The sequence below is a fragment of the Streptomyces sp. NPDC027962 genome (genome assembly GCF_055566095.1).
Genome location: NZ_JBVHTA010000002.1, coordinates 71,290 through 95,753, shown reverse-complemented (window position 1 = coordinate 95,753; position 24,464 = coordinate 71,290). Strand labels below are relative to the sequence as shown.

The window sequence follows — 24,464 nt, the reverse complement described above, 5'->3', positions numbered from 1 at the left end:
CCGAGGGCTGCGCGTCGCGCGAGGCCGGCGGTTCACCCGTCGCCGGGGAAGCGGATGAATTCCGGGGGCACGGAGTCGGTGAGCCAGACGCCGTTGGCGCTCACCCGGAAGACATGGCCCGCCCGGTGGAGCGCGCCTGCGTGCACGGCGAGGACGACGGGGTTGCCGCGGCGCGCACCGACGCGCGTCGCGGTCTCCCGGTCGGGCGACAGGTGCACGTCGTGACGGTTCATGGGCCGTAGGCCTTCGGCGCGGATCGCGTCCATGCTGCGGGCGACGGTCCCGTGGTACAGGTACTCCGGCGGCTCTGCCGCCGGCAGGTCGAGGTCGACTTCGACGGTGTGGCCCTGGTTGGCGCGGATGCGGTCGCCGTCGATCGTGAAGCGCTTCTTGTCGTTCACCGCGACGACGTGGTCGAGCTGGGCCCGGGTGAAACGGAAACCGTGCTCGGCCGCGGCCCGCATCAGCTCGTCGATCCGCACCCAGCCGTTCGCGTCGAGGGTGATGCCGATGCGGTCGGGTTGGTGGCGCAGATGCTTCGAGAGGTACTTCGACACCTTGACGGTGCGCCTCTCGTCGGATGTCGCGTCGGCGGGTCCTGCGTTCATGGGGTCAGCCTGCCTGGTCGGATGTCGGCGACGCCACTCAAAAAATCCTGGCTCGAAGGTTTGATCCACAACCAACGTGCCTTATCCACAGGCGAATTGGTGAATCTGTGAACAACTGCCATGGCTTTTCAATCCGTTTGCCCAATATGCCCGTTGATGCGGTGTGTTGCTGCGAGGTCGTCCAACGTCCTGGCGTGAAGCTCCCTTTCGGTGGCCGCGTGGACGAAGGTGTCGGCGTTGTCCGCACCAACCAGGCGGCGCACAGCGCGCATTGTCTCTGGGGGAAGGGTGACTGTTGTACGCCTTTCCTCCACAGGGGGCGGCCCGTCGGCCATGAGGTGCTGCTGCAGGTGCAGTGTCGCGAACGTCTGCATGGCGCGGGCCAGTTCGGCGTCGAGCGTCTGCCGGGCGAGAGGGCGAAGCCGTCGGACGAGAGCCGCCGCCTCTGCCGCATCGGCGTCCGTCGGCGGCCCGTGCTCGAGGAAGCGCGCGAAGACATGCTCCGTGGTGAACTCAAGGAAACGGGCGGCGATATGCTCCACCTGCTCCCGAACCTCCCTCAGATGTCCGGAGATTGCCGTCAGCGGTACTCCCGCGGAGTGCAATTCGGACGCCACCGAAAGCTCTTGGGGGCTCGGGACCAGAAATTCGTCCTCACGCCCCGGAATCGGCTCCAGCACGCCGAGCTCCACCGCTTCGGCGAAGGCGTCCTCGTCGGGCGTACCGCCGAACCTGCGCTCCAGTTCCTTCCGGGAGATCCTGGCGACCTCCTCGTCGGTCCACGGCCCCTGCACCTCGGCCACGAGTCCGAGCACACCGCCCAGGCCGCGGCCCGTGTCCCAGGCATCCAGCAACTCCTTGATGGAGGCGAGTGTGTAGCCCCGCTCGAGGAGATCGGCGATCTGACGCAGACGGGTGAGGTGAGCGGAGCCGTACACGTTCGAACGGCCCCGCCGCTCGGGCTTGGGGAGCAGCCCCCGGTCCTGATAGGCCCGGATCGTGCGGACCGTGGCGCCGCTGTGGTGCGCCAGGTCCTCGATCCGGTACTCGGCTGTCGACTGCTCGGACAAGTCCACTCCCTCCACGACGGCCGGCCGCGCTGCTCACAGCCGCGGCTCGAGCCTTGCCAGCGCGCGCAGCGCCCCCGGCGTGAACCGTGACATGAAGTGCGCGACCCGGGCTTCAGGGGTGACCGGCACGACCGCCTGGTTGCGTACCACCGCCCGCAGGATCGCGTCGGCGACCTTCTCCGGAGGGTAGTTGCGCAGCCCGTACAGCCGGGCCGACTTCTTCTGCCGCCGCTTTTCCTCCGCCTCGTCCACTCCGGCGAAACGGGCAGTGGAGGTGATGTTGGTGTTGACGATGCCGGGGCAGATCGCGGTGACGCCGATGTCCCGGCCGGCCAGCTCGGCCCGCAGGCATTCGCTGAGCATCAGCACCGCCGCCTTCGACGTGCTGTAGGCGGGCAGTGTTCTGGAGGGCAGATAGGCGGCGGCCGAGGCGGTGTTGACGATATGGCCGCCCTGGCCGCGCTCCGCCATCTGGCCGCCGAAGATCCGGCAGCCGTGGATCACGCCCCACAGATTGACGTCGAGGACCTTCTTCCAGTCCTCGGAGCTGGTGTCCAGGAAGGAGCCCGACAGCCCTGTCCCGGCGTTGTTGACCAGCACATCGACGATGCCGTACTCGGCGGCGACCTTCTCGGCCAGCTTCTCCATGGCCTGTTCGTCGCTGACGTCGACCACCTCGCCCCACGCGTCCGGGGCGCCGATGAGCCGGCACATCTCAGCCGTCCTGGCGGCACCCTCCGCGTCCCGGTCCACGGCCACGATGCGTGCCCCGGCCTCAGCGAAGGCGAACGCCGTGGCCCGTCCGATACCGCTCGCCGCGCCCGTCACCAGGACGAGCTGTCCGCCGAACCGTTCCGCGTACACCCCGGTGTCCGGCTTCGCCGTCGGCCCGGGCCCCGCCGGCCTGCTCGGTCCGCCCTCGTGAGCATCGACGAACTCGCCGATCCACGCCGAGAGTTGGTCGGGTCGTGTTCTTGGGACCCAGTGCTTGGCGACCACGGACCTGCGGGTCAGCCGCGGTACCCATTCGCTCAGATCGTCGTAGAGCCGCTCGGACAGGAACGCGTCACCGGTCGGCGTGATCAGCTGGACGGGCACGTGGGTGTAGGCGTCGGTGCGCGGGCGGCGCAGCCGGGCCCGGACGTTGTCCCGGTAGAGCCACGCGCCGTGCGCGGCGTCCTGAGGCAGCGACGCCGTCGGATACTCACCCGCGGGCACCTTCTCGACACGCTGCAGTATCTTCGGCCAGCGCTTGCCGAGCGGGCCTCGCCAGGCCAGCTCGGGCAGCACCGGGGTGTGCAGCATGTACACGTACCAGGACTTGGCACCCTGGCCGAGCAGTTGCCCGACCCTGCGCGGGGTCGGACGGCTCATACGCCGCTTGATCCAGTGTCCGAAGTGGTCCAGCGAAGGGCCCGACATGGAGGTGAAGGAGGCGATGCGGCCTTCCGTGCGCGCGACCGTGGCGAACTCCCAGGCCTGCACGGACCCCCAGTCGTGGCCGACGAGGTGCACGGGCCTGTCCGGGCTCACCGCGTCGGCGACCGCCAGGAAGTCGTCGGTCAGTTTCTCCAGGGTGAAGCCGCCGCGCAGCGGGGTCGGCGCCGTGGAGCGGCCGTGTCCCCGGACGTCGTACAACACGACGTGGAAGCGGTCCGCCAGCCTGCCCGCGACCTCGGACCAGACCTCCTTGCTGTCCGGATACCCGTGGACCAGCATGACGGTCGGCTGCGTCTCGTCGCCCAGTTCGGCGACGCACAGCTCGATCCCTCCCGTACGGACCCGGCGCTCGCGCGCCCCCGCCAGTGCTCCCACGCTCACCGGTTCCTCTCCTGTGCCCACCGCCGCACATGCGGCAGGTCGTCGTCCAGCCAGAACGCGCTCTGCTCGGGTTCCCTGGAGTCGGTGACGACCAGGATCTCCTCGAACTTCGCACCCGTACCCCGGAATCCGAGGTGCGGTTCGACCGCCCACAGCCCCGGCCGGGGTGGGTGGTCGGAGAACTTGTAGGGGCTCCACAGCGGGGACCAGCCGTCGCGGTGGCCGTGCAGCACGTCGCTCGCGAGGCCCTTCAGTGCCTGGGTGCCGAACCCGAAGAGACTCGGAGACCAGCGGCGGTCCCTCACCCGGTCGATCTTGTGGGCGATCACGCCGAACGGGTAGGCGCGGTGCCTGTTGGCGTACCCCTGGCGGACCATCAACCGGTCCACGCTTTCGTAGATCTCGCGCAGCGGCCGTCGTTCCCGCACTTCGCGCAGGATCAGCTCGCGGTGCGCCCCGAGGTCGGCGAGCAGCTTGTCGTGGAGGGGGCTCGGGCCGAGGCAGCCCGAGTAGCCGATGTCCGCGGTGAAGCCGCCCAGAACCGGCGCCATGTCGAGGATGAACGGCATCCCCGCCTCCAGGACACGGTCGGTCGGGAAGAACTGCAGAGGTGTCCGGAAGTCCGTGAACGCCGTGCGATCCCCGAACCAGGCGAAGGGGAGGTGGAACCAGTCGCGCACCCCGCGCCCGCGCAGCCACTCCCGCTGCATCCGCGCCGCCTCGCGCTCGGTCACACCGGGCTTCAGCTGGGCCGCGACGGCTTCCGCGCACTCGTACGCCAGGCGCTGCACATCCCTGAAACCGCGGAGCTCGTGCCTGAAACCGCGGAGCTCCCCGGTCCGTTCAGCTGTCACTGCCGAGGCCATGCCACCGTCCGTCTCCTGAGCGATACGACCCGTAACTTGACACTGATGAATGTGACAATGCCCGGCGGCTGCGTCAAGGGGTGTGCACAACCCGGGCCCGCCGTCCACTTCGGTCGCCCTGCCCCACGAATGCCGTCCACTTCGGTCGCTTTGCCCCTACGGGCCTGTACCTCTTGAGTCGGAGACGGATAGAGCCGCGAGGCTGACGTCAGGTGTGCCGCGCGCCACTACCTTCGAACTGTGACTGTGATCGCGACCGAAAGCCTGAGCAAGCGGTTCCCCCGGGTGACCGCCCTTGACCGGCTCTCCTTGGACATCGGCCCCGGTGTGACCGGACTGGTGGGCGCCAACGGAGCCGGCAAGTCCACGTTGATCAAGATCCTGCTGGGTCTGTCCCCCGCCACAGAGGGGCGGGCCGCCGTGCTCGGACTGGACGTCGCCACGAGCGGCGCCCAGATCCGCGAGCGAGTCGGCTACATGCCCGAGCACGACTGCCTGCCGCCCGACGTCTCGGCCACCGAGTTCGTCGTCCACATGGCGCGCATGTCCGGCCTCCCGCCGACGGCCGCACGGGAACGCACCGCGGACACCCTGCGCCACGTCGGTCTGTACGAGGAGCGGTACCGCCCCATCGGCGGCTACTCCACCGGCATGAAGCAGCGCGTCAAACTCGCCCAGGCGCTGGTCCACGACCCGCAGCTGGTCCTGCTCGACGAGCCGACCAACGGCCTCGACCCGGTCGGCCGCGACGAGATGCTCGGTCTGATCCGCCGCGTGCACACCGACTTCGGGATCTCGGTCCTGGTCACCTCGCACCTGCTCGGCGAACTCGAGCGCACCAGCGACCACGTCGTCGTCATCGACGGCGGCACGCTGCTGCGCTCCAGCTCCACCAAGGACTTCACACAGATCACCACCACGCTCGCCGTCGAGGTCACCGACTCCGACAGCCACCCCGACGGCACGGCCGCGCTCCGGGCGGCCCTCGCCGCCGCCGGGCTCCAGCTGCACGAGCGCACGGAGGACGGTCTGCCCGGAGCGGGCCACATCCTGCTGCTCGAGGCGACCGGTGAGGAGACGTACGACATCGTGCGCGACACGGTCGCCGATCTCGGCCTCGGTCTCGTCCGGATGGAACAGCGACGCCATCACATCGCGGAGGTCTTCCGCCCGGAGGCCGCGCAGGCCATGGAGGTGCAGAGCCGATGAGCACCCACACGCACGGCGGCCAGGCCCCCGAGACGACGCGGATCCACAACATCGGATACCGCAACTACGACGGCCCCCGACTCGGCCGCGCCTACGCCCGCCGCTCGCTCTACTCGCAGTCGCTGCGCGGCGCCTACGGACTCGGACGCTCCGCCAAGTCCAAGGTGCTGCCGATGATCCTGCTCGGGATCATGTGCCTGGTCGCCGCCATCATGGTGGCGGTCGCGATCTCGGTACCCGCGATGTCGGACCTGCCGGTGGAGTACACCCGCTTCGCGATCATCATGCAGGCCCTCATCGCCCTGTTTCTCGCCGCTCAGGCGCCGCAGTCGGTCTCCCGGGACCTGCGCTTCAAATCGGTGCCGCTGTACTTCTCACGCCCGATCGAACGCGTCGACTATGTCCTCGCCAAGTTCGCGGCCATGGCGTCCGCCGTCTTTCTGCTCACCGCGACACCGCTGGTGATCCTTTATCTGGGCGCGCTGCTCGCCAAGTTCGACTTCGCCGACCAGACGAAGGGCTTCGCGCAGGGCATGGTGTCCGTGGCTCTCCTGTCCGTCCTCTTCGGCGGGATCGGGCTGGTGCTCGCCGCGTTCACGCCGCGCCGCGGATTCGGCGTCGCCGCCGTGATCGCGACGCTCACCATCACGTACGGCGCGGTCTCCACCGTCCAGGCCATCGCCTGGGAGACCGGTTCGGCCGGGGTCATCCAGTGGCTGGGTCTGTTCTCGCCGGTCACGCTCATCGACGGGGTGCAGACCGCCTTCCTCGGCGCCGAATCCGCGTTCCCCGGCGGCGAAGGCCCCGGGGCCGGTGCGGGCGTGGTCTATCTGCTCGTCGTCCTCGCACTCGTCGCCGGCTCGTACGGCGTCCTCATGCGCCGCTACCGAAAGGCCGGGCTGTGACCACCATCAGCATTGACAACACCTCGCGGTGGTTCGGCAACGTCGTGGCCGTCAACGACGTGACCATGACCATCGGTCCGGGCGTCACCGGGCTCCTCGGCCCCAACGGCGCCGGGAAGTCCACCCTCATCAACATGATGGGCGGCTTCCTCGCCCCCTCCAACGGAACCGTCACCATCGACGGGGCCCGGATCTGGCGCAACGAGTCGGTGTACCGGCAGATCGGCATCGTCCCCGAGCGCGAGGCGATGTACGACTTCCTCACCGGACAGGAGTTCGTCGTCGCCAACGCCGAACTGCACGGCCTGGGCGCCACAGAGGCCCAGAAGGCGCTCGCCACGGTCGAGATGGAGTACGCGCAGGACCGCAAGATCTCGACGTACAGCAAGGGCATGCGTCAGCGCGTGAAGATGGCCTCCGCCCTCGTTCACGAGCCGTCCGTGCTGCTGCTCGACGAGCCGTTCAACGGCATGGACCCGCGCCAGCGCATGCAGCTGATGGACCTGCTGCGGCGCATGGGCGCGGAGGGCCGCACGGTGCTGTTCTCCTCGCACATCCTGGAGGAGGTCGAGCAACTCGCCTCCCACATCGAGGTGATCGTCGCCGGACGCCACGCGGCGAGCGGTGACTTCCGCCGCATCCGCCGGCTGATGACGGACCGGCCGCACCGCTATCTCGTACGGTCCAGCGACGACCGGGCGCTCGCCGCGGCCCTCATCGCGGACCCGTCGACCGCGGGCATCGAGGTCGACCTGGCGGAGGGCGCGCTGCGCATCCAGGCAGTCGACTTCGGCCGCTTCACCGAGCTGCTTCCGAAGGTCGCCCGCGAGCACTCCATCCGGCTGCTCACGGTCTCGCCCTCCGACGAGTCCCTCGAGTCGGTCTTCTCCTACCTCGTAGCGGCCTGAAAGGAGCTGTGACGTCCATGTACGACCCCACAGTCGCCCGGCTCACCTATCGGGCCGTCCTCGGCAGGCGCCGGGCCGCGATCCTGTTCGTGCTGCCGGGACTGCTGCTGCTGATCGCCGCAGCCGTGCGGGCCTTCAACGGCGCGGACGACCAGGTCGCCGCCGACGTGCTCGGCGGGTTCGCCCTCGCCACGATGGTGCCGCTGATCGGAGTCATCGCGGGCACCGGCTCGATCGGCCCCGAGATCGACGACGGCTCGATCGTCTACATGCTCGCCAAGCCGGTGAAGCGGCCGACGATCATCTTCACCAAGCTGATCGTCGCGATCGCCGTGACGATGGCCTTCTCCGCGGTGCCCACGTTCATCGCCGGCTTCATCCTGAACGGCAACGGCCAGCAGGTGGCCATCGCCTACACGGTGGCGGCGCTCGTCGCGTCCATCGCGTACAGCGCCCTCTTCCTCCTCCTGGGCACGGTCAGCCGGCATGCCGTGGTCATCGGACTGGTTTACGCCCTGGTGTGGGAGACGCTCTTCGGCAGTCTGGTGGCCGGTGCCCGCACGCTCAGCGTCCAGCAGTGGTCGCTGTCGCTCGCGGAGAAGATCGGCGGCGAAGGACTGATCGGCTCCGACGTGGGCCTGCCGGCGGCGGTCGCGCTGCTGGCGGGCGTCACGGTGGCGGCCACCTGGTACGCCGGCCAGAAGCTGCGGGTCCTCAAGCTCGCCGGCGAGGAGTGAGACGGCGATCCGAGACGGCCCTGTGCCTCGGCCCCTGCCCCTGCGGGCGGGGGCCGAGGCGTATCGCGTAACTGTACGTTTATCGGCTCGTTGTCCAGTGTGCGTGGAGGCAACTGGAGTTCGTGACGTCGAGGGTTCGTGAAGGCGGGGATTGCCGGTGCCGGCGGTGCACGCACCGTCCGGGCCGGTCATTGAGTGGATTGCACCGTGAGCCGACCTCCGCCCCTGGGCCCGGGGAGGGCCGCCCATGACGGTTCACGAACGGAAGGCATCCCATGCCATCGGAAATCGCCCTGCTCGAGTCGCGCGCGATGCGCGTCGAGCACGTGGGGCGGGTAGAGGCCCTCGACAAGGTGAAGGCACTGAGCCTGCTCCCTGACAGCATCCACGTGTCCACAGAGGGGGTCGCGCGGTACTTCGAAGTATCCACAGGCGTCATCAGGCAGTTGACGTCACGGCACCGGGAGGAGCTCGCGGCGAGTGGAATGCTCGTGATGCGAGGCGCTGACCTGCGCGAATATCAGAGTGACAACATGTCACTCTCATCCGAGGGCGAGGGAAGTTATCCACAGCGCCGCTCCAGCCTCACCCTCTTCACGCGCAGGGCAGTGCTCAACGTCGCCATGCTCCTTCGCGACAGCGACATCGCCCGCCGGGTGCGTACGTACCTCCTCGACGCAGAGGAGGGATGGCGTGAGGGCTACGCGTCCCTCGACGGGCGCGTCACGAAGCTCGAGCACTGCATCGCCGGTGTCGGGACGGCACTGCAGGAACTCGGGCCGGTGCTGGAGCGGATGTCCCAGCGCCTCGACAGCCTCGACCAACGGCTCGATGCCACGAACCGGGTCGTCGCGGCGATGAGCAACCGGCTGTGCGAGCTGTCCGACGACATGGTCCGGATGGACGCCAGGATGGACGACTTCGCCCGGCAGCTGCGGGATCTGCGGCGGCGCAGGAGGCGCTGAGCAGGCGCTGAATAATCGGTGGCGCCGGAACGGCCGGCCCGGCACAGTTGCAGAGCCGGTACAGCACATCTGTGCGACCGGTGCCACCGGCCGGGAGAGGAGCACGGCGATGACCAGGAGTTCGAGTCCCGGCCCGTCATGCTCCCACCGAGGCGGCACCCGGCAGGCCGCGGAGTAGTCATCGCACTCCGCACGGCCGCCGGGCGGCCGCCCAGGGGGCGGCCGCTTCGAGCGCGCATCCGCGCGGGCCGCCCCCTCCCGGACGCTTCAGCCCACTCTTCCGCACACTTCAGCCCGCCAGCAGGTGCTCCAGCACCACCGCGATGCCGTCGTGCTCGTTCGACGCGGTGATCTCGTGTGCCACGGCCTTGAGTTCGTCGTGCGCGTTGGCCATCGCCACACCGTGCGCGGCCCAGCCGAACATCGGGATGTCGTTCGGCATGTCGCCGAAGGCGATCGTGTCCGACGCGCGCAGCCCGAGCCGTCGTGCGGCCAGCGACAGACCGGTGGCCTTGCTCAGCCCCAGCGGCAGGATCTCCACGACGCCCGCGCCCGCCATGACCACGTCCACCAGACTGCCGACCGTCGCCCTGGCCGCTGTCGCCAGCTCGTCGTCGCCGAGCGTCGGGTGCTGGATGTAGACCTTGTTCAGCGGGGCGGCCCACAGGTCGGTCGGATCCTGCATCGGCACGTACGGCAGGGGACCTTCCTGCACCCGGTAGCCGGAGCCGACCAGCACGTCGCCGTCGAGTCCGTCGCGGCTCGCCGCCAGCAGCAGCGGTCCGACCTCCGCCTCGATCTTGGACAGAGCCAGACCGGCCAGCTGTCGGTCGATCGTCACGGAGGTCAGCAGCCGGTGCTCGCCCGCGTGGTAGACCTGCGCCCCCTGCCCGCACACGGCCAGACCGTCGTATCCCAGGTCGTCCAGGATGTGCCGGGTCCACGGCACGGCCCGCCCGGTGACGACGATGTGCGCGGCGCCCGCCGCGGTGGCCGCGGTGAGCGCGTCACGAGTGCGCTCGGAGACCGTGTCGTCGTCACGCAGCAGCGTTCCGTCGAGGTCGGTCGCGACGAGCTTGTACGGGAAGGGGGCGGGGCTCACTTGGAGATCGGCTCCAGCAGTTCGCGTCCCCCGAGATACGGGCGCAGCACTTCCGGCACCCGTACGGAGCCGTCGGCGAGCTGGTGGTTCTCGAGGATCGCCACGATGGTGCGCGGCACGGCGCACAGGGTGCCGTTCAGCGTCGCCAGCGGCTGTACCTTCTTGCCGTCACGCATGCGCACAGAAAGCCGGCGGGCCTGGAAGGCGTCGCAGTTGGACGCCGACGTCAGCTCGCGGTACTTGCCCTGGGTCGGGATCCACGCCTCGCAGTCGTACTTGCGCGAGGCGGAGGCCCCCAGGTCGCCGGTGGCCACGTCGATCACCTGGAACGGCAGCTCCAGGGCGGTGAGCCACTGCTTCTCCCAGTCGAGGAGACGCCTGTGCTCGGCCTCGGCATCCTCCGGGGCGACGTACGAGAACATCTCGACCTTGTCGAACTGGTGTACCCGGAAGATGCCGCGGGTGTCCTTGCCGTACGTACCGGCCTCGCGGCGGAAGCATGGCGAGAAGCCCGCGTACCGCAGCGGCAGCTTGTCGGCGCCGATGATCTCGTCCATGTGGTACGCGGCGAGCGGGACCTCGGACGTGCCGACCAGGTAGTAGTCGTCCTTCTCCAGGTGGTACACGTTCTCCGAGGCCTGGCCCAGGAAGCCGGTGCCCTCCATTGCGCGCGGACGGACCAGCGCCGGGGTCAGCATCGGGATGAAGCCGGCTTCCGTGGCCTGCGCGATGGCGGCGTTGACCAGGGCGAGCTCGAGCAGCGCACCGACACCGGTGAGGTAGTAGAAGCGCGAGCCGGACACCTTGGCGCCGCGCTCGACGTCGATGGCGCCGAGCGCTTCGCCGAGCTCCAGGTGGTCCTTGGGTGTGAAGCCCTCGGCGCCGAAGTCGCGGATCGTGCCGTGTGTCTCGAGGACGACGAAGTCCTCCTCGCCGCCGACCGGGACGTCCTCGTGGACGATGTTGCCGAGCTGCAGCAGCAGTCGGCGGGTCTCCTCGTCGGCGTCGTTCTGCTCGGCCTCTGCCGTCTTGACGTCCGCCTTCAGCTGCTCGGCCTTCTTGAGCAGCTCGGCGCGCTCGTCGGGCGTGGCCCTGGGGATGAGCTTGCCGAGCGACTTCTGCTCGGAGCGCAGCTCGTCGAAGCGGAGGCCCGAGGACCTTCGCCGCTCGTCGGCGGAGAGCAGGGCGTCGACAAGGCCGACGTCCTCTCCACGGGCGCGCTGGGAGGCGCGAACACGGTCGGGGTCCTCACGGAGCAGGCGAAGGTCAATCACCCCACCAGGCTACCGGTGCTCACTCGCCCCACCCCACCGCATATCGGCACGCGTGTCTCTTTGTCCTTATTGTGACGACTTGCCGGAATTCAAAAAGGGGCGGCAAAACGCATGCGCGGACGTCGGTAATCGCGGCGCTTTTCGTCGAAAGGGAGAGAGAGGGGCACGCCTTCGATTGATCATGATCCTTTGTGCCGCCCGGGGGTTGGCGGCGGCTTGTCCACAGGGCGGCCTGGCTTCAGAAGGTTATCCACAGGCTGTGTGGTGGATCTGTGGATTGCGGAAGTGATCATTCCGAGAGCCGCCCGAGGGTCGAAGGAATCCCATCCCAAACCGGCACCACACACTCATTCGGGTGGGAATTCCTCGCCCCAAAGAGTTGATCAATGGAATTTGGGTGACGGGTTCGACCTTGTCGTTCTGTGGACGGAAGAAGGCAGGTGAGGCGATTTGTCGACCTCGTGGCGTTCTGTTGTCGACTTGTCCCCAGGTCGAGAAGCGCACCTGTGGACAAGATCTGTGGATAACGAAAATCTGCAGGTAGGACCGGTTGCCGGGCAGCAGGGCCCGAGTGCTGCCGACGCGGGGCCGACCAGCACCCGCCGACTCAGGCCCGGCCGTCCTGGCAGCGCGCCAGCCAGTCCGACGCCGCCGTGAACTCCGTGTCCGACGTGCCGGCCCGCAGCGGACGCACGTCCGCCGCTGTCACACCGGCGCGCGGATACGAGCCGAGGAAGCGCACCTTGGGGCAGATCCGCTTCAGCCCCATCAGGGCCTCGCCCACCCGCCGGTCCGCGATATGGCCTTCGGCGTCGACGGCGAAGCAGTAGTTGCCGATGCCGGCGCCCGTCGGCCGCGACTGGATCAGCATCAGGTTGACCCCGCGCACGGCGAACTCCTGCAGCAGTTCCAGCAGCGCACCGGGGTGGTCGTCACCCAGCCAGATGACCACGGAGGTCTTGTCCGCCCCGGTCGGCGCCGAGGGCCTGGCCGGCCGTCCCACCAGGACGAAGCGCGTCTCCGCGTTCTCCGCGTCGTGGATCTCGGAGACCAGGGGCACCAGCCCGTAGGTGGCGGCCGCGAACTCGCCCGCGAAGGCGGCGTCGTAGCGGCCCTCCTGCACCAGCCGCGCCCCGTCGGCGTTCGAGGCGGCGGACTCCCACAGGGCGTCCGGCAGGTTCCTGCGCAACCAGTTCCGCACCTGCGGCTGCGCGACCGGATGACCGGTCACGGTCTTCACCTCGGAGAGCGTCGTCCCCGGGCGCACCAGCAGCGCGAAGGCGATGGGGAGCAGCACCTCGCGGTAGATCATCAGCGGCTCGCCGGACGCCAGCTCGTCGAGGGTGGCGGTGACGCCGCCCTCCACCGAGTTCTCGATCGGCACGAGGGCGGCCGCGGCCTCACCGGCACGTACGGCGTCGAGCGCCGCCGGCACGGAGAGCATCGGGACCAGCTCCCGGGTGGCGGCTTCGGGAAGGGTGCGCAGGGCGGCTTCGGTGAAGGTGCCCTCGGGACCGAGATAGGTGAAGCGCGTGGCCGACATACCGTCACCCTAATGGGCCGCGGAACCACACATCACGACTCCAGCAGCCGCTGCCCCACGTACTCGCCCTTCCTCGGTGCGCCCGGCACCGCGAACAGTCCGCTCGCCTCGTGCCGGATGAACGCCGACAGGGCGTCGCCCCGGTCGAGCTTGCGCTGCACCGGCACGAAACCGCGCAGCGGATCGGCCTGCCAGCAGATGAAGAGCAGCCCCGCGTCAGGTGTTCCGTCCGTACCCGTCCCGTCGTGGAACGAGAACGGCCGGCGCAACATGGCCGCGCCGCCGTTCTGCTCCGGCGCGGAGATACGGGCGTGGGCGTTACCGGGGATGACGAGCTTCCCGTCGGGGCCGGCCTTGTCCAGGTCGAGCTCGGTCGTCTCCGTGCCACCGGTCAGGGGTGCGCCGTCGGACTTGCGCCGCCCGATGACACGCTCCTGCTTCGCCAGGGAGAGTTTCTCCCAGTCGTCGAGGAGCATCCGGATACGGCGCACGACGGCGTAGGAGCCGCCCTCGAGCCACGGATGGTCGGTGCCGGAGGGCACGAAGAGCCGCCGCTCGAAGTCCGGCTCCGACGGCTTCGGATTGCCGGTGCCGTCGACCTGGCCCATCAGATTGCGCGCTGTCATGGGCTGCGCGGTCGCACCGGGCGAGCGGTTGAAGCCGTTCATCTGCCAGCGGACCCGGGTGGCTTCCCCCGCCGCCTTGTGGATCGCGCGCAGCGCGTGGAAGGCGACCAGCGCGTCGTTCGCGCCGATCTGCACCCACAGATCACCGTCGCTGCGCCGCGCGTCCAGCTGGTCGGCGGAGAAGGCGGGCAGCGGATCGAGGCCCGGCGGCCGCTGCGCCACCAGGGACGTGCGGTCGAAGAAGGAACGGCCGAATCCGAAGGTGACGGTCAACGACGACGGTCCCGCGTCCAGCGCGACGCCCGTGTCGGCGTCGCCCGCCGGCCTGCCCGCCATCAGCTCGCCCGCCAGCACCGACCAGCGACGCATGAGAGCCGCCGCCTCCTTGCGGCCCGCGCCGGGTGCGAGGTCGAAGGCGACCAGATGGCCGTGCGCCTGCTGCGGCTCCGTGATGCCGGCCTGGTGCGGACGGTCGTGGAAGGCGATGCCCGTGGACCCGACCGTGGCCAGGGCCGTAGGACTCTCCTCCGCTGCCGCGTGCGCGACCGCACCTCCCGCCGCACCCAGCACCAGCCCGGTCGCGCCGACGGCGCCGGCGGTGCCGAGAAGGCGTCGCCTGGAGATGTCGCTGCCGCTCGCCGGTGTGCCGTCGTCGGATGTCGCAGGTGTCACGGATGTCGCAGGTGTCACGGGTGTCACGGGTGGCTCAGCCGATCTTGATGTTCTTATCGATGGTCTTCTGGTCGATGTCCGAGGTCCGCACGGTCACCTTCACCTGCCAGTCGCCCGGCATCGGGATCTGGACGGCGCTCGCGGTCCAGTGTCCCGCGGCGATGCGGTCCGGAGTGATCGGCAGCGGGCCGATCTCCTTCGCCTTCAGGGTGAAGGAGACCTTCACCTCCGGGGCGTCCAGCGCCTTGCCGTCCGGCGACTCGATCCAGATGTGCATGTCATTGGCACCGGAGAGCGCCGGGTCGAGACTCAGCCGAACGGTTCCTTTGCCGTTCCGGCTGCCCGTGTCGAAGGGCATCGTGATCTCGGTGGGGCCCGCCGGCCTGGCCGGGGCGGCCTGCGCGGCGCCGCCCTTGGCGGCCTCCTCCTCCGTACGGCCCGGCTCGGTGGAGGTGAGCACCGTCGTCACGGCGAGCAGCACCACCGCGATGCCCGTCTCGGCCAGCACGGAACGGCGCAGGCCCGAACGCTCGCTGTCCGCGTCCCTGTTCCGCTTGCGTTCGGCGGTCGCCACAGCGGCCTTCTGACGGGCGAGCTGCGCGGCGCGCTTCGGGTCGGCGACGGACGTCGTGTCGTCGTCCCGGACGACCGTTTCCTTCTCCTCCCCCTTCTCCTCCCCCTCGGTCTCCTTCCCCTCGGTTTCCGCGCTCACGTCGGCGAGCCGGCCGGTCCAGCGCCGCGAGATCCACGCGACGCCGACCATCACCGCGACGAGTCCCACCTTGATCAGCAGCAGCTGCCCGTACGACGTCCCGGTGAGCGCCGACCACGAACCGACCTGCCGCCACGACTGGTAGAGGCCGGTCACGCTGAGCACGACCACGCTGACGAAGGCGACGGTCGAGAAACGCCGGACCGCCCGCCGTTCGACGTCGGGCGACCGGTAGAGAGCGGTCAACAGGGTGGCGAGACCGCCGAGCCAGACCGCGACGGCCAGCAGATGCAGTACGTCGACGGGCATCGCGATGCCGGGCTGGATGCCGGTCGAGGCGTGTTCGGACAGGGCCCACGTTCCGGCGATCCCGGCCGCGACGACCGTGCCGCCGATGCCGAGACCGAAGGTCAGGTCCTTGTGCGTGGTCTTGCCGTCGCCGTCGTCGCCGTCGTCGCCGTCGTCGCCGTCCTCGCCCGAACGGCTCGAAGCGTCGTCCGGCAGCGCGGCCGCAGACATGCGGGCGTACGCGCCGAACAGGACCGCGACGAACAGTGCTGCCGCGCCGAGCAGCAGCAGCCGTGAGACGAGCGCCGAACCCGTCTTGGTTTCCAGGACGGCGGGAAGCGCCCCGAGGTCGAGCACGTCACCGAGGCTGCCGGAGCGGGTGTAGGGCCCGCGCAGCAGAAGCATCGCCAGGGTTGACGCGGTCATGGCGACCCAGCCCTGGACGACGAGGCGCTGCACCGGCCGGACCGCTGCACCGCGCTGCCAGCACAGGAGGACGAAGGCGGCGCCGCCGGCGAGCAGGATGAATCCGCCGTAGGCGACGTAGCGCGCGATGCCGTAGAGGACGCCGACGACTCCGCCGCCGGCCTCCACGTCGGGCAGCGCGACCTCGGTCTTGGAAGGCGCCCCGATGGCGAAGGTGAACGCTCCGGACACGGGGTGGCTGTCCGCGGAGACGGCCCGCCAGGCGACCGTGTAGGTGCCGTCGGGCAGCCCGGAGTGCAGGTCGACACCGTAGGTGACGGTGCCGCCTGTGCCGAGATCGCGGATCCTGGCGGTGTCGGCGCGTTTGCCGCTCGGCTCGAGGACCCGGATCGAGTCGTCGCCCATGGCGATCTGCTCGGAGAAGGTGAGGGTGACCTCCTTGGGTGCGGTGGCCACCACCGCCCCGTCCTTCGGGTTGCTTCCCGTGAGCACGGCATGTGCCGACGCGGGGCTCGCGCCGGCCAGCAGTGCGCCGAGGAGCGTGCCGACCAGCACGGTCACGGCGAGCAGCACCCGGACCGGGGACGGGCCGAAGCGCGGGGCGGTGGCTGTCATCACGTGATCAGTCCTCGGTGCTCAGTGCTTCTGCGGGTGGTAGGTGGTCTCCTTCACGGGGAGCTCGACCTTGATCGGGTCCGACTTCTCGAAGTGCAGCTCCACCGAGACCTTCTCGCCCTGCTTCGGTCGCTGCTTGAGCGCCATGAACATGATGTGGCTGCCGCCTCGTTCGAGGTCGAGCGTGCCGCCCGCAGGGATGTCGAAGGCCTTCACCTCCTGCATTTTCTGGTTGTCCGACTCGTGGATCGTGACGTCGTCGGAGATGGTGCTGGTGACCGAGGTGAGTTTGTCGCCGCTGCCGCCGCCGTTCTCGACCGTGAGGAAGCCGGCGGCCATGTCGTCGACAGGCTGCGGCATGAACGCGCCGCTGACCTTCAACTCGGGCCCGCTGTCGGCCGAGCAGCCCGCCGCCGCCAGGCCCGCGACGAGTGCGGCGGCGACGGCGAGAGGGGCGCGGCGCGTCACGGCTTCTCCCCCTCGATCAGCTTCGGCAGGTCCTTCGCGTACTCGTCGACCGAGGTGTTCTCGCCGTACAGGACGTAGCCCCGGTCGGTCTTCGGGGAGAAGGCGACGACCTGGGCGCCGTGCATGGACACGACCGTCCCGTCCTTCTCCTTCTTCGGCGCGTCGATGCCGATGCCGATCTGCCGCGCGCCCGCCTGGATGGTCGGGAAGTCACCGGTCAGTCCGACGAAGGACGGGTCGCCCGCGCTGGGCAGCCACTTGCCGAGCTCGGCGGGGGTGTCCCGCTCGGGGTCGGTGGTGACGAAGACGACCTGGAGCTTGTCCTGATCGGCCTTGGGAAGCTGCTTCTTGGCGACGGCGATGTTGCTCATCGTCAGGGGGCAGACGTCGGGGCAGTGCGTGTAGCCGAAGTAGATCAGCGTCGGCTTGCCCTTGGTCTCCTCACGCAGGTCGTACTTCTTCCCGTTGGTGTCGGTCAGCACGAGGTTCGGCTTGGTGTACGGCTGGGTGAGCGCCGTCGCCGCCTTGGTCTTCGCCTCGGCGGAGACGTCGGTGACGGGGCTGCCGTCGACCGTGTTGTTCTGCGTGAGCGCGAAGCCCGCCGCGACAGCGAACACGGCCGTGACGGCGACTGCCGCGACCAGCGGCGCGCGCCGGCTGCGGCGGGTCTCTCCGTCGCTCTTGGGGGTGTGCATCAGGTTCTCTTTCGAAACGAAACGGGTTCGGTGCGGGGCCGGTCAGGCCGAGCGGCGGCGTCCCGCCAGCACGCCGAAGGCCACGCCCGCGGCGCCGACGAGAATGCCGACGATGCCCAGGACGCGGGCGGTGGAGTCGCTGCTGTCGCCGGACGCCGTCTCGGACTTCGCGCCCTCGTCGTGGCCGGATGCCTTGGCGTCGTCCTTGGCGGCGGCGCCGGTCGCGCCCGCGCCGTGGTGGTCGTCGGAGGCGGCCGACAGCTTGAGGACGGGAGCCGGCGACTCGGGCTCCTCGCCGCCCTCGGTCGGCTCCTCGATCCAGCGCACGACCTCCTTGTTGTCGTACGTCTGGATGGCCTTGAACACCATCTGGTCGGTGTCCTCGGGCAGTCGGCCGAGGGAGAGCGGGAACTGCTGGAACTCGCCGGGACCGATCTTCGAGCCGTCCGCGGTCCAGGTGACCTTGGTGACCGCTTCGGTGATCTGCTTGCCGTGCACCTCGAGCGGCTTGTCCAGCTTCGACTTCTCGACCTTGACCTTCCAGCCCGGCACCGGCTGCGGCATCACGGACGACAGCGGGTGCTCGGCGGGCAGGTTGATCTCGACCTTGGTGGTCGAGGCGTTGTCGCGCTCGTTGGGCACCTTGACGTTGACGACCGCGTAAGCGCCCTTGGCGGCCTCGCCCTGCGGCTGCACGCCGACGTGAGCGAAGGCGGCGCCGGAGAACACCAGCACGGACGTGGCGGCGACGGCGGACGCGGCGGCGAGACGGGAAACATTCATGACAGAAGCTCCACGGTGAAGAAGAGGTGAGTGTGCCGACGGCGCACGGGTGCGCGCGGGCACCGCGGCACCACTCCTGTCGAGCGAGCCGCGTCAGGCGCTGAGGACGAATACGGGCGGAGGTCCGCGCCTGATCACCGTGTGCTGAAGTTCCTGCGCCGCTGTCGGCGCAAGTGGCCCGCCCGCAGGGGGCGCGAGCCGCGGCCCGGGACCGAACGCCCCCTGAAGACCTGCGCGCAGAGCCCTCACGAGCGCGAGCGCGGCGCGCAGCGGGCGCAGCCAGGCGGCCTGCGCCACCTCGTGTGCCGAGTCGGCCGACAGCCGGATCAGCCGCAGCAGTGCCGCGTCGCCGCGGCGCAGCAGCAGCCCGGTCACGAGCGCGGCCAGCAGATGTCCGAGCATCATGGGCAGGGTCGGCAGCAGCGCCGGAGCGGCCGCGGCCTCCGCCATGTGCGCGTGGGCGGTGGCCGCTTTGGGGTCGACGCCGGCCAGGGTGACGATACGGCGGGCGTCGGCGGGGCTCATGGACGCGGCGCCCGCCCCGCACACCAGTTTCGCGGCCATCCTGATCAGGGTGTCGTCCGCCGTCGGCGCGAGCCGTAGCTGCCCCTGGCCGGCGGCGAACATCGTGTGCAGACCGAGCTGTCCCACGGTGAGCACGCCCGCGATGGCCGGCAGCGAACGCTCCCGCCCGGCGAACGGCGTCACCACGACGAACACCCCGGCGAAACCAAGGGCCAGGGTCCACAGGGGCAGTGCCCTGCAGGCGGCCAGCACATGTCCTGTCGCGGACAGCACGACGCAGACCGCGGTGAACACCGCGGCCCTCAACAGCCGCAGACCGGCTCCGTCGCGTGCTCGGCGTAGGGAGGACATGGCCGGGTCATCATCGCACCCGGGTGCCTGCCGCCGTGCGGCAGGTCCGGAAGATGCCGTTTGCCGACATACACCGGTGGCCGGCGAATGCGCATCCGCCGAACGAGGGCCGTCACAGCGACGAAGCGCTTACCGACCGTGTCCGCGGGCAATACGTATCGGTATGTCGAGCCGCGGCCAGGAGGCTGGAGCATGAGCATCTGGTGGTCCCTCCATTTGCGGCGCGAGGCTGCGAGCGTGCCGCTCGCCCGGCGTCTGCTGCTGGGCACCATGGAGACCGTGGGCGTCGATCCGGACATCTCCTACGACCTGTCGGTCGCCCTGACCGAGGCGTGTGCGAACGCGGTGGAGCACGGCGGCGACCGTGGCACCGGCGAGGCGTCGGAGGCGTACCGCGTCACGGCCTATCTGGACGGCGAGAAGTGCCGTATCGAGGTGGCCGATTCGGGGCCCGGCTTCCCCACCCGGCGCGGTCCGCTGCGCGGCAGCCCCATGACGTTGCCGGGCCCCGGCGCGGAGAGCGGCCGCGGGCTCTGCCTGATCGAGCAGCTCGCCGACCATGTCCACGTCCGCAACAGGCCGGGGCGCGGGGCGGTGGTCAGCTTCGACAAGATCCTTAAATGGCGGGAGGGCGCGCTGCTCGACGTGTCGTGAGTGCGCGCCCTCCCGGGACCTTCCGTCCGGTCAGCCCTGTTTCAGCGACGCCATCCAGGCCTCGACCTCGTCGGCCCGGCGCGGCAGCGCGGCCGAGAGGTTCCTGTTGCCGTCCTCGGTGACGAGGATGTCGTCCTCGATCCGCACGCCGATGCCGCGGTACTCCTCCGGCACGGTCAGGTCGTCGGCCTGGAAGTAGAGGCCGGGCTCGACGGTGAGGCACATGCCGGGCTGCAGGGTGCCGTCGACGTACGCCTCGGTGCGCGCGGCGGCGCAGTCGTGGACGTCCATGCCGAGCATGTGGCCGGTGCCGTGCAGGGTCCAGCGGCGCTGCAGACCCAGCTCGAGAACGCGCTCCACGGGACCCTCGACGAGGCCCCACTCGACGAGCTTCTCGGCGAGCACGCGCTGCGAGGCGTCGTGGAAGTCGCGGTACTTGGCGCCCGGCTTCACGGCCGCGATACCGGCTTCCTGAGCCTCGTACACCGCGTCGTAGACCTTGCGCTGGAGCGCGGTGTAGCGGCCGTTGATCGGCAGGGTGCGCGTGATGTCCGCGGTGTAGAGGGTGTGGGTCTCCACGCCGGCGTCGAGCAGCAGCAGGTCGCCGGAGCGGACCGGGCCGTCGTTGCGCACCCAGTGCAGGGTGGTGGCGTGGGGGCCGGCGGCGCAGATGGAGCCGTAGCCGACGTCGTTGCCCTCGACGCGGGCGCGCAGGAAGAACGTGCCCTCGATGTAGCGCTCGCTGGTGGCCGCGGCCTTGTCCAGGACCTTGACCACGTCCTCGAAGCCGCGCGCGGTGGAGTCGCACGCCTTCTGCAGCTCGCCGATCTCGAACGCGTCCTTCACGGCGCGCGCCTCGGAGAGGAATACCCGCAGCTCCTCGTCGCGCTCGGCGGTGGCCTTGTCGGTCAGCGCCGCCTCGACGCCGGCGTCGTGGCCGCGCACGGCACGCACCGGACCTGTGGCCTCGCTCAGCTTCGCGGGCAGCTCGCGCACGTCCTCGGCCGGAATGCCCAGCAGCTGCTCGGCCTCGGCGAGCGAGTGCCGGCGGCCGACCCACAGCTCGCCCTGGCCCGACAGCCAGAACTCGCCGTTCTCGCGGTTGGAGCGCGGCAGCAGGTGGATGGTGGCCACGTGGCCGTCGCCCTTGGGCTCCAGGACCAGGACGCCGTCCTCGGTCTGGTCGCCGGTCAGGTAGGCGTACTCGGTGGACGCGCGGAAGCTGTACTCGGTGTCGTTGGACCGCGTCTTGAGGTTGCCCGCGGGGATCACCAGGCGCTCGCCGGGGAAGCGCGCGGACAGCGCGGCCCGGCGGGCGGCGGTCTGCTCGGCCTGTGCGATGGGCTCGAGCCCCTGCAGTTCGGTGTCCGCCCAGCCGGTGGTCATGTTCTCGGCCAGCTCGTCGGAAACGCCCGGGTACAGCCCGTTCTTGCGCTGCTTGATCGGCTGCTCCTCGTCCTCCGGGGTCTCCGGGGTGAGCTCCTCCGCCACGTCTGCCTCCTGGGGCCTGTCCGGCCTTCACTGAAACGACTTCGGGTCCCGCCCGCCGTTCGGCAGGAGGGGACGCGTCCATCGTATGTGTGAGCGGTAGACGACCCGAATGGATGTGAATAATCAGTCAAACCGGGCGGCGAGCAGGACGATGTCCTCTCTGCCGTCCGGTTCACCGGATGTACGGCCCCGGCCCTCCGGCAGCAGGGTGCGCAGGACGTGGTCGGCGATCGCCGCCGGATCGTCGCGCAGTGCCCTCGGGACGCTCGCCGCCGCCGACTGCAGCCGGGCGAAGGCGCGGTCCATGGCGTCGCCCGTACGTCGCAGCAGCCCGTCGGTGTACAGCAGCACCGTTTCTCCCGGCTGGGGGGACAGCTCCACACTCGGCGCCTCCCAGCAGGCGAGCATTCCGAGCGGGGCGGACAGGGACGTCTCGACGAACTCCGTACGGCGCTCACCGATCACCAGCGGCGGCGTGTGCCCGGCGCCGGCGAGCAGGATCTTCCTGGCGGCCGGTTCGGCGTACGCGAAGAGCGCCGTAGCCGTCCGCGCGGGCTCGGTCAGCCGCAGCAGCAGCTCCAGGTCGGACAGGACCGCGACCGGATCCTCGCCCTCCATCACCGCATACGCCCGCAGGGACGCGCGCAGCCTGCCCATCGCGGCGAGCGCACTCGGGCCGGAGCCGCTGACCGACCCGACCGCGAGCCCCAGCGCTCCCTCGGGCAGCGGCAGCGCGTCGTACCAGTCACCGCCGCCGTGCGCGCCGGTGAGGTGCCGGGCGGCCAGCTCGACACCGGGCACCCGGGGCAGGCGGCTGGGCAGCAGCTCCTCCTCGACGGTCGCGACGGTGGCACGGGCCTGTTCGAGCTCCAGCAGGCGGGCCAGGTGCTCGGTGGCGTAGCGCATGTAGAGGCCGACGAGGTGGCACTGGCGCTCGACCGGTGCGGCCGGCTCGTCGTAGAGCCAGACGGCCGCGCCGAGCGTGCCGGACTCCATGGTGGCCAGCGGAACCGTGTAGCTCGCGGCGTAGCCGAGGCGGAGGGCCACCTCGCGGTGGAGGGGGTGGAGCGAGTCGTCGCCGAGCAGGTCCGGATGGGCGACCGGCCCCGGAACGCCGGACGGACCGCAGCAACGGCCGTCCAGGATGCGCCCGTACGCCGTCGCGCCGCGCGGCACCGTCTCGATGTGGCCCAGGTCGGAACGGGTCAGGCCGAGGCCTTTGGCGAGAGCGGGGCCCCGGTCGTCCCCCAGAGGGCCGCTGTCGCGCGCGGGGCCTGGGGGCGGTTCGAGAACGACCATGCCGCGGCGGGCGCCGACGAGCGCTGCCCCGGCGCGGAGCAGTTCGTCGAGAGCGTCGTCGAGCGAGCCGGTTCTGATCAGCCGCTCGGTGAGTTCGTGGAGCGTCGTGAGATCGGAGACCCATCCGGCCAACCGGTCCTGAAGCACCGCTCCGGCGGCGGGGGGTGCGGCAGGGACCTGGGGCATGGGGGCGGGATTGTGCGCGGGTGCGGGAACTGTTGAGTCGATTCCAGCCACTTTCGGCAGGTGAGGGGCGCTCATGGCAGCCGGCTTTCCGGCAGGTGCGTTCTGCTCAATAGCATCGCAAACCCCCATGTCATTCTGCGCCGCTATCAATGGATCCACATCTACACGCACACATAAGGTGATGTCCAGCACTGTCCCGGTGGGATTGATGGTGTCCGCGGGGAACGCGAGGAGCTGTTAACTTGGCTGAAAAATGCACCTGATGGCGGCCTATTGGGGTCGACTGAGGGCGTTCAGCAGGGGGACTCCCGTGCCGAGGGCCCGGGGGAAAGCGTCATTGCAAGCGTGTTGGGTACGTAAACAGTGATGGCCAGGGGCAGTTGGAAGCGCCCCGGAACCTGGCAGCGGGCGCGGGCGTCCTAACAGCCGGAGGCCGCGCCTCATCCCCCGAGTGGCGGGGAAGAAGTACAGCGGGACAGCAAGCGCCAGGCGCGCGCCACCCCTCGCCACGCGTTTAATGGACTACAGCCCATGTTCGGCCCCCAGGGCGACGATCCTGTCGCCGGCGAAGCAGGGGGCGCCCATGCCACTGGCAAGGGGCGACGAAACGCCGACCAGTACGCGCACCTGTACGCACAGTAATGAGCTGCACACCTGATGTGATGTGGACCCCGGCGTTCAACGGAAAGGAACGAGCGCTCATGCGCGAGATCCTCGGAAGGCGACGCAGGCTCCGGTACCGGCGTAAGAAAGGGCCTGTCCAGCTCGGAACGGCGCTGACCTGCGCCGTCGAGTGGAAATGGCCCGTGCTTCCCGGTGTGGGACTGAAAGCGGCCGGCAGTGACCGGCCGGAGGACAAGGGAAGAGGCCGCACGGAGCGCAGGCGCGGATGCGCCTGTCCCGACCCCGAGTGCGTCGTCCCCGGCGCGCACCCCTTCGAACCCGGCATCCTCGCGGCGACCACCGACGAGCGGATGATCCGCTGGTGGTGGACCAACCGGCCCACCGCCCCCGTCATTCTGGCCACCGGCGCATCCCGGCCCGGCGGCCCCGGAGAAGGCGGCGCGCCGTGCGCTGTGAGCCTGCCCGCCCTCGCCGCCGCGCGTGCACTGTCGGTGCTGGACCGAATGGACATGCGCCTGGGGCCGATTGTCGCGACCCCCACGCGGTGGTCGCTGCTGGTGGCCCCGTACAGCCTGGAACAGCTCGGCGAACTGCTCTTCGTCAAGGACTGCGTACCGAGCTCGCTCCGTTTCCACGGCAGCGGCGGATATCTGGTGCTGCCACCGGCGGAGACCGGCACGGGGCAGGCGCGCTGGGAGCGGGCCCCGCTTCCCGGATCCGCCGCGCCCTGGCTGCCGGACGTCGAAGCGGTCGTGGACGCGCTCGTCGAGGCGAGCGCGAGCAGCGCACCCGGCAGCGGGCTCTACCCGCCGGAGGCGGGAGAGGGCAGCCGACTCGCCTACTAGTGCGTTGTCCAGTGAGGTCGGTCCGCAAAACGCCTCGCCGGGTCCGGGACGTCCGCTCGCTGCGTTGAAGCCCAAGCAGCTTTGCTGCTTGGGCTTCCGGCCGTCTGCGGTCGCGCTCGCCGTCCGCGGAGGGCGGGTTCGCGGCGTCCGGTGCGGCGCTGGCACTCCGGACCGGCCCCGGGTCCCGCGACGCCGG

General features: G+C 70.0%; 22 protein-coding genes. 7 read left to right on the top strand and 15 right to left on the bottom strand.

Going from position 1 to position 24,464, the window contains the following annotated elements:
* Positions 1 to 32: 32 nt before the first annotated feature.
* From ACZ4SA_RS02100 to ACZ4SA_RS02085, 4 genes are all read right to left on the bottom strand, one after another.
* Complete coding sequence (locus tag ACZ4SA_RS02100) at positions 33 to 608, bottom strand: RNA 2'-phosphotransferase (RefSeq protein ID WP_468268744.1); 576 nt, start codon at positions 606 to 608, stop codon at positions 33 to 35.
* Between the two features lie 128 nt (positions 609 to 736).
* On the bottom strand, positions 737 to 1,678 hold the full coding sequence (locus ACZ4SA_RS02095; RefSeq protein WP_468268741.1) for a MerR family transcriptional regulator: 942 nt from the start codon (positions 1,676 to 1,678) through the stop codon (positions 737 to 739).
* Between the two features lie 33 nt (positions 1,679 to 1,711).
* On the bottom strand, positions 1,712 to 3,499 hold the full coding sequence (locus ACZ4SA_RS02090) for an SDR family oxidoreductase (protein WP_468268738.1): 1,788 nt from the start codon (positions 3,497 to 3,499) through the stop codon (positions 1,712 to 1,714).
* A complete protein-coding gene (locus ACZ4SA_RS02085; RefSeq protein WP_468268735.1) occupies positions 3,496 to 4,365 on the bottom strand; it encodes a M24 family metallopeptidase in 870 nt (289 codons plus the stop codon). The genes ACZ4SA_RS02090 and ACZ4SA_RS02085 overlap by 4 nt, the downstream gene beginning before the upstream one ends.
* Positions 4,366 to 4,611: 246 nt before the next feature.
* On the opposite strand from ACZ4SA_RS02085, the gene ACZ4SA_RS02080 reads away from it, so the two are divergent.
* The 5 genes from ACZ4SA_RS02080 to ACZ4SA_RS02060 all read left to right on the top strand — a co-directional run bounded on the left by ACZ4SA_RS02080 (position 4,612) and on the right by ACZ4SA_RS02060 (position 9,089).
* Positions 4,612 to 5,574, top strand: a complete 963-nt coding sequence (locus tag ACZ4SA_RS02080; RefSeq protein WP_468269256.1) for an ABC transporter ATP-binding protein — start codon at positions 4,612 to 4,614, stop codon at positions 5,572 to 5,574.
* Positions 5,571 to 6,479 (top strand): ABC transporter permease, encoded by a 909-nt coding sequence (locus ACZ4SA_RS02075; RefSeq protein WP_468268732.1) that lies wholly within the window; start codon positions 5,571 to 5,573, stop codon positions 6,477 to 6,479. Before ACZ4SA_RS02080 ends, ACZ4SA_RS02075 begins: the two co-directional genes overlap by 4 nt.
* Positions 6,476 to 7,387, top strand: coding sequence for an ABC transporter ATP-binding protein (locus ACZ4SA_RS02070; RefSeq protein WP_468268729.1), 912 nt, complete (start codon positions 6,476 to 6,478; stop codon positions 7,385 to 7,387). Before ACZ4SA_RS02075 ends, ACZ4SA_RS02070 begins: the two co-directional genes overlap by 4 nt.
* Positions 7,388 to 7,404: 17 nt before the next feature.
* Positions 7,405 to 8,124: an ABC transporter permease subunit gene (locus ACZ4SA_RS02065; RefSeq protein ID WP_468268726.1), complete on the top strand. Its 720-nt coding sequence runs from the start codon at positions 7,405 to 7,407 to the stop codon at positions 8,122 to 8,124.
* Positions 8,125 to 8,399: 275 nt separating this feature from the next.
* Positions 8,400 to 9,089, top strand: a complete 690-nt coding sequence (locus ACZ4SA_RS02060; protein WP_468268723.1) for a hypothetical protein — start codon at positions 8,400 to 8,402, stop codon at positions 9,087 to 9,089.
* A gap of 289 nt (positions 9,090 to 9,378) precedes the next feature.
* On the opposite strand, the gene ACZ4SA_RS02055 is transcribed toward ACZ4SA_RS02060, so the two are convergent.
* From ACZ4SA_RS02055 to ACZ4SA_RS02015, 9 genes are all read right to left on the bottom strand, one after another.
* A complete protein-coding gene (locus ACZ4SA_RS02055) occupies positions 9,379 to 10,191 on the bottom strand; it encodes an HAD family hydrolase (RefSeq protein ID WP_468268720.1) in 813 nt (270 codons plus the stop codon).
* The gene (serS, locus tag ACZ4SA_RS02050; RefSeq protein ID WP_468268717.1) at positions 10,188 to 11,465 is read right to left on the bottom strand and encodes a serine--tRNA ligase; all 1,278 of its coding nucleotides are present in this window, start codon (positions 11,463 to 11,465) and stop codon (positions 10,188 to 10,190) included. The genes ACZ4SA_RS02055 and serS overlap by 4 nt, the downstream gene beginning before the upstream one ends.
* Positions 11,466 to 12,072: 607 nt before the next feature.
* On the bottom strand, positions 12,073 to 13,008 hold the full coding sequence (gene pheA, locus ACZ4SA_RS02045) for a prephenate dehydratase (RefSeq protein ID WP_468268714.1): 936 nt from the start codon (positions 13,006 to 13,008) through the stop codon (positions 12,073 to 12,075).
* Between the two features lie 32 nt (positions 13,009 to 13,040).
* On the bottom strand, positions 13,041 to 14,306 hold the full coding sequence (gene efeB, locus ACZ4SA_RS02040; RefSeq protein WP_468268711.1) for an iron uptake transporter deferrochelatase/peroxidase subunit: 1,266 nt from the start codon (positions 14,304 to 14,306) through the stop codon (positions 13,041 to 13,043).
* Between the two features lie 34 nt (positions 14,307 to 14,340).
* On the bottom strand, positions 14,341 to 16,347 hold the full coding sequence (locus tag ACZ4SA_RS02035) for a copper resistance CopC/CopD family protein (protein ID WP_468268708.1): 2,007 nt from the start codon (positions 16,345 to 16,347) through the stop codon (positions 14,341 to 14,343).
* 21 nt (positions 16,348 to 16,368) lie between these two features.
* On the bottom strand, positions 16,369 to 16,815 hold the full coding sequence (locus ACZ4SA_RS02030; RefSeq protein ID WP_468268705.1) for a copper chaperone PCu(A)C: 447 nt from the start codon (positions 16,813 to 16,815) through the stop codon (positions 16,369 to 16,371).
* Positions 16,812 to 17,510, bottom strand: a complete 699-nt coding sequence (locus ACZ4SA_RS02025; RefSeq protein ID WP_468268702.1) for an SCO family protein — start codon at positions 17,508 to 17,510, stop codon at positions 16,812 to 16,814. Before ACZ4SA_RS02025 ends, ACZ4SA_RS02030 begins: the two co-directional genes overlap by 4 nt.
* A 42-nt stretch (positions 17,511 to 17,552) precedes the next feature.
* A complete protein-coding gene (locus tag ACZ4SA_RS02020; RefSeq protein ID WP_468268699.1) occupies positions 17,553 to 18,293 on the bottom strand; it encodes a YcnI family copper-binding membrane protein in 741 nt (246 codons plus the stop codon).
* Positions 18,294 to 18,386: 93 nt separating this feature from the next.
* The gene (locus ACZ4SA_RS02015) at positions 18,387 to 19,169 is read right to left on the bottom strand and encodes a hypothetical protein (RefSeq protein WP_468268696.1); all 783 of its coding nucleotides are present in this window, start codon (positions 19,167 to 19,169) and stop codon (positions 18,387 to 18,389) included.
* A gap of 192 nt (positions 19,170 to 19,361) precedes the next feature.
* On the opposite strand from ACZ4SA_RS02015, the gene ACZ4SA_RS02010 reads away from it, so the two are divergent.
* Positions 19,362 to 19,823 (top strand): ATP-binding protein, encoded by a 462-nt coding sequence (locus ACZ4SA_RS02010; RefSeq protein ID WP_468268693.1) that lies wholly within the window; start codon positions 19,362 to 19,364, stop codon positions 19,821 to 19,823.
* 30 nt (positions 19,824 to 19,853) lie between these two features.
* Here ACZ4SA_RS02010 and ACZ4SA_RS02005 read toward each other — a convergent pair whose 3' ends face one another.
* The gene (locus ACZ4SA_RS02005) at positions 19,854 to 21,314 is read right to left on the bottom strand and encodes an aminopeptidase P family protein (RefSeq protein ID WP_468268690.1); all 1,461 of its coding nucleotides are present in this window, start codon (positions 21,312 to 21,314) and stop codon (positions 19,854 to 19,856) included.
* A gap of 123 nt (positions 21,315 to 21,437) precedes the next feature.
* The gene (locus tag ACZ4SA_RS02000) at positions 21,438 to 22,991 is read right to left on the bottom strand and encodes a PP2C family protein-serine/threonine phosphatase (RefSeq protein WP_468268687.1); all 1,554 of its coding nucleotides are present in this window, start codon (positions 22,989 to 22,991) and stop codon (positions 21,438 to 21,440) included.
* Between the two features lie 509 nt (positions 22,992 to 23,500).
* On the opposite strand from ACZ4SA_RS02000, the gene ACZ4SA_RS01995 reads away from it, so the two are divergent.
* A complete protein-coding gene (locus tag ACZ4SA_RS01995; protein ID WP_468268684.1) occupies positions 23,501 to 24,268 on the top strand; it encodes a bifunctional DNA primase/polymerase in 768 nt (255 codons plus the stop codon).
* Positions 24,269 to 24,464 lie beyond the last annotated feature (196 nt).

Excerpts from the sequence above, each read along its gene's own strand:
- ACZ4SA_RS02010 (WP_468268693.1), top strand. The coding sequence starts at position 19,362 with ATGAGCATCTGGTGGTCCCTCCATTTGCGGCGCGAGGCTGCGAGCGTG.
- ACZ4SA_RS02020 (WP_468268699.1), bottom strand. The coding sequence starts at position 18,293 with ATGAATGTTTCCCGTCTCGCCGCCGCGTCCGCCGTCGCCGCCACGTCC.
- ACZ4SA_RS02035 (WP_468268708.1), bottom strand. The coding sequence starts at position 16,347 with ATGACAGCCACCGCCCCGCGCTTCGGCCCGTCCCCGGTCCGGGTGCTG.
- ACZ4SA_RS02100 (WP_468268744.1), bottom strand. The coding sequence starts at position 608 with ATGAACGCAGGACCCGCCGACGCGACATCCGACGAGAGGCGCACCGTC.
- ACZ4SA_RS02075 (WP_468268732.1), top strand. The coding sequence starts at position 5,571 with ATGAGCACCCACACGCACGGCGGCCAGGCCCCCGAGACGACGCGGATC.
- pheA (WP_468268714.1), bottom strand. The coding sequence starts at position 13,008 with ATGTCGGCCACGCGCTTCACCTATCTCGGTCCCGAGGGCACCTTCACC.
- ACZ4SA_RS02085 (WP_468268735.1), bottom strand. The coding sequence starts at position 4,365 with ATGGCCTCGGCAGTGACAGCTGAACGGACCGGGGAGCTCCGCGGTTTC.
- ACZ4SA_RS02060 (WP_468268723.1), top strand. The coding sequence starts at position 8,400 with ATGCCATCGGAAATCGCCCTGCTCGAGTCGCGCGCGATGCGCGTCGAG.
- ACZ4SA_RS02025 (WP_468268702.1), bottom strand. The coding sequence starts at position 17,510 with ATGCACACCCCCAAGAGCGACGGAGAGACCCGCCGCAGCCGGCGCGCG.
- ACZ4SA_RS02065 (WP_468268726.1), top strand. The coding sequence starts at position 7,405 with ATGTACGACCCCACAGTCGCCCGGCTCACCTATCGGGCCGTCCTCGGC.
- ACZ4SA_RS02015 (WP_468268696.1), bottom strand. The coding sequence starts at position 19,169 with ATGTCCTCCCTACGCCGAGCACGCGACGGAGCCGGTCTGCGGCTGTTG.
- ACZ4SA_RS01995 (WP_468268684.1), top strand. The coding sequence starts at position 23,501 with ATGCGCGAGATCCTCGGAAGGCGACGCAGGCTCCGGTACCGGCGTAAG.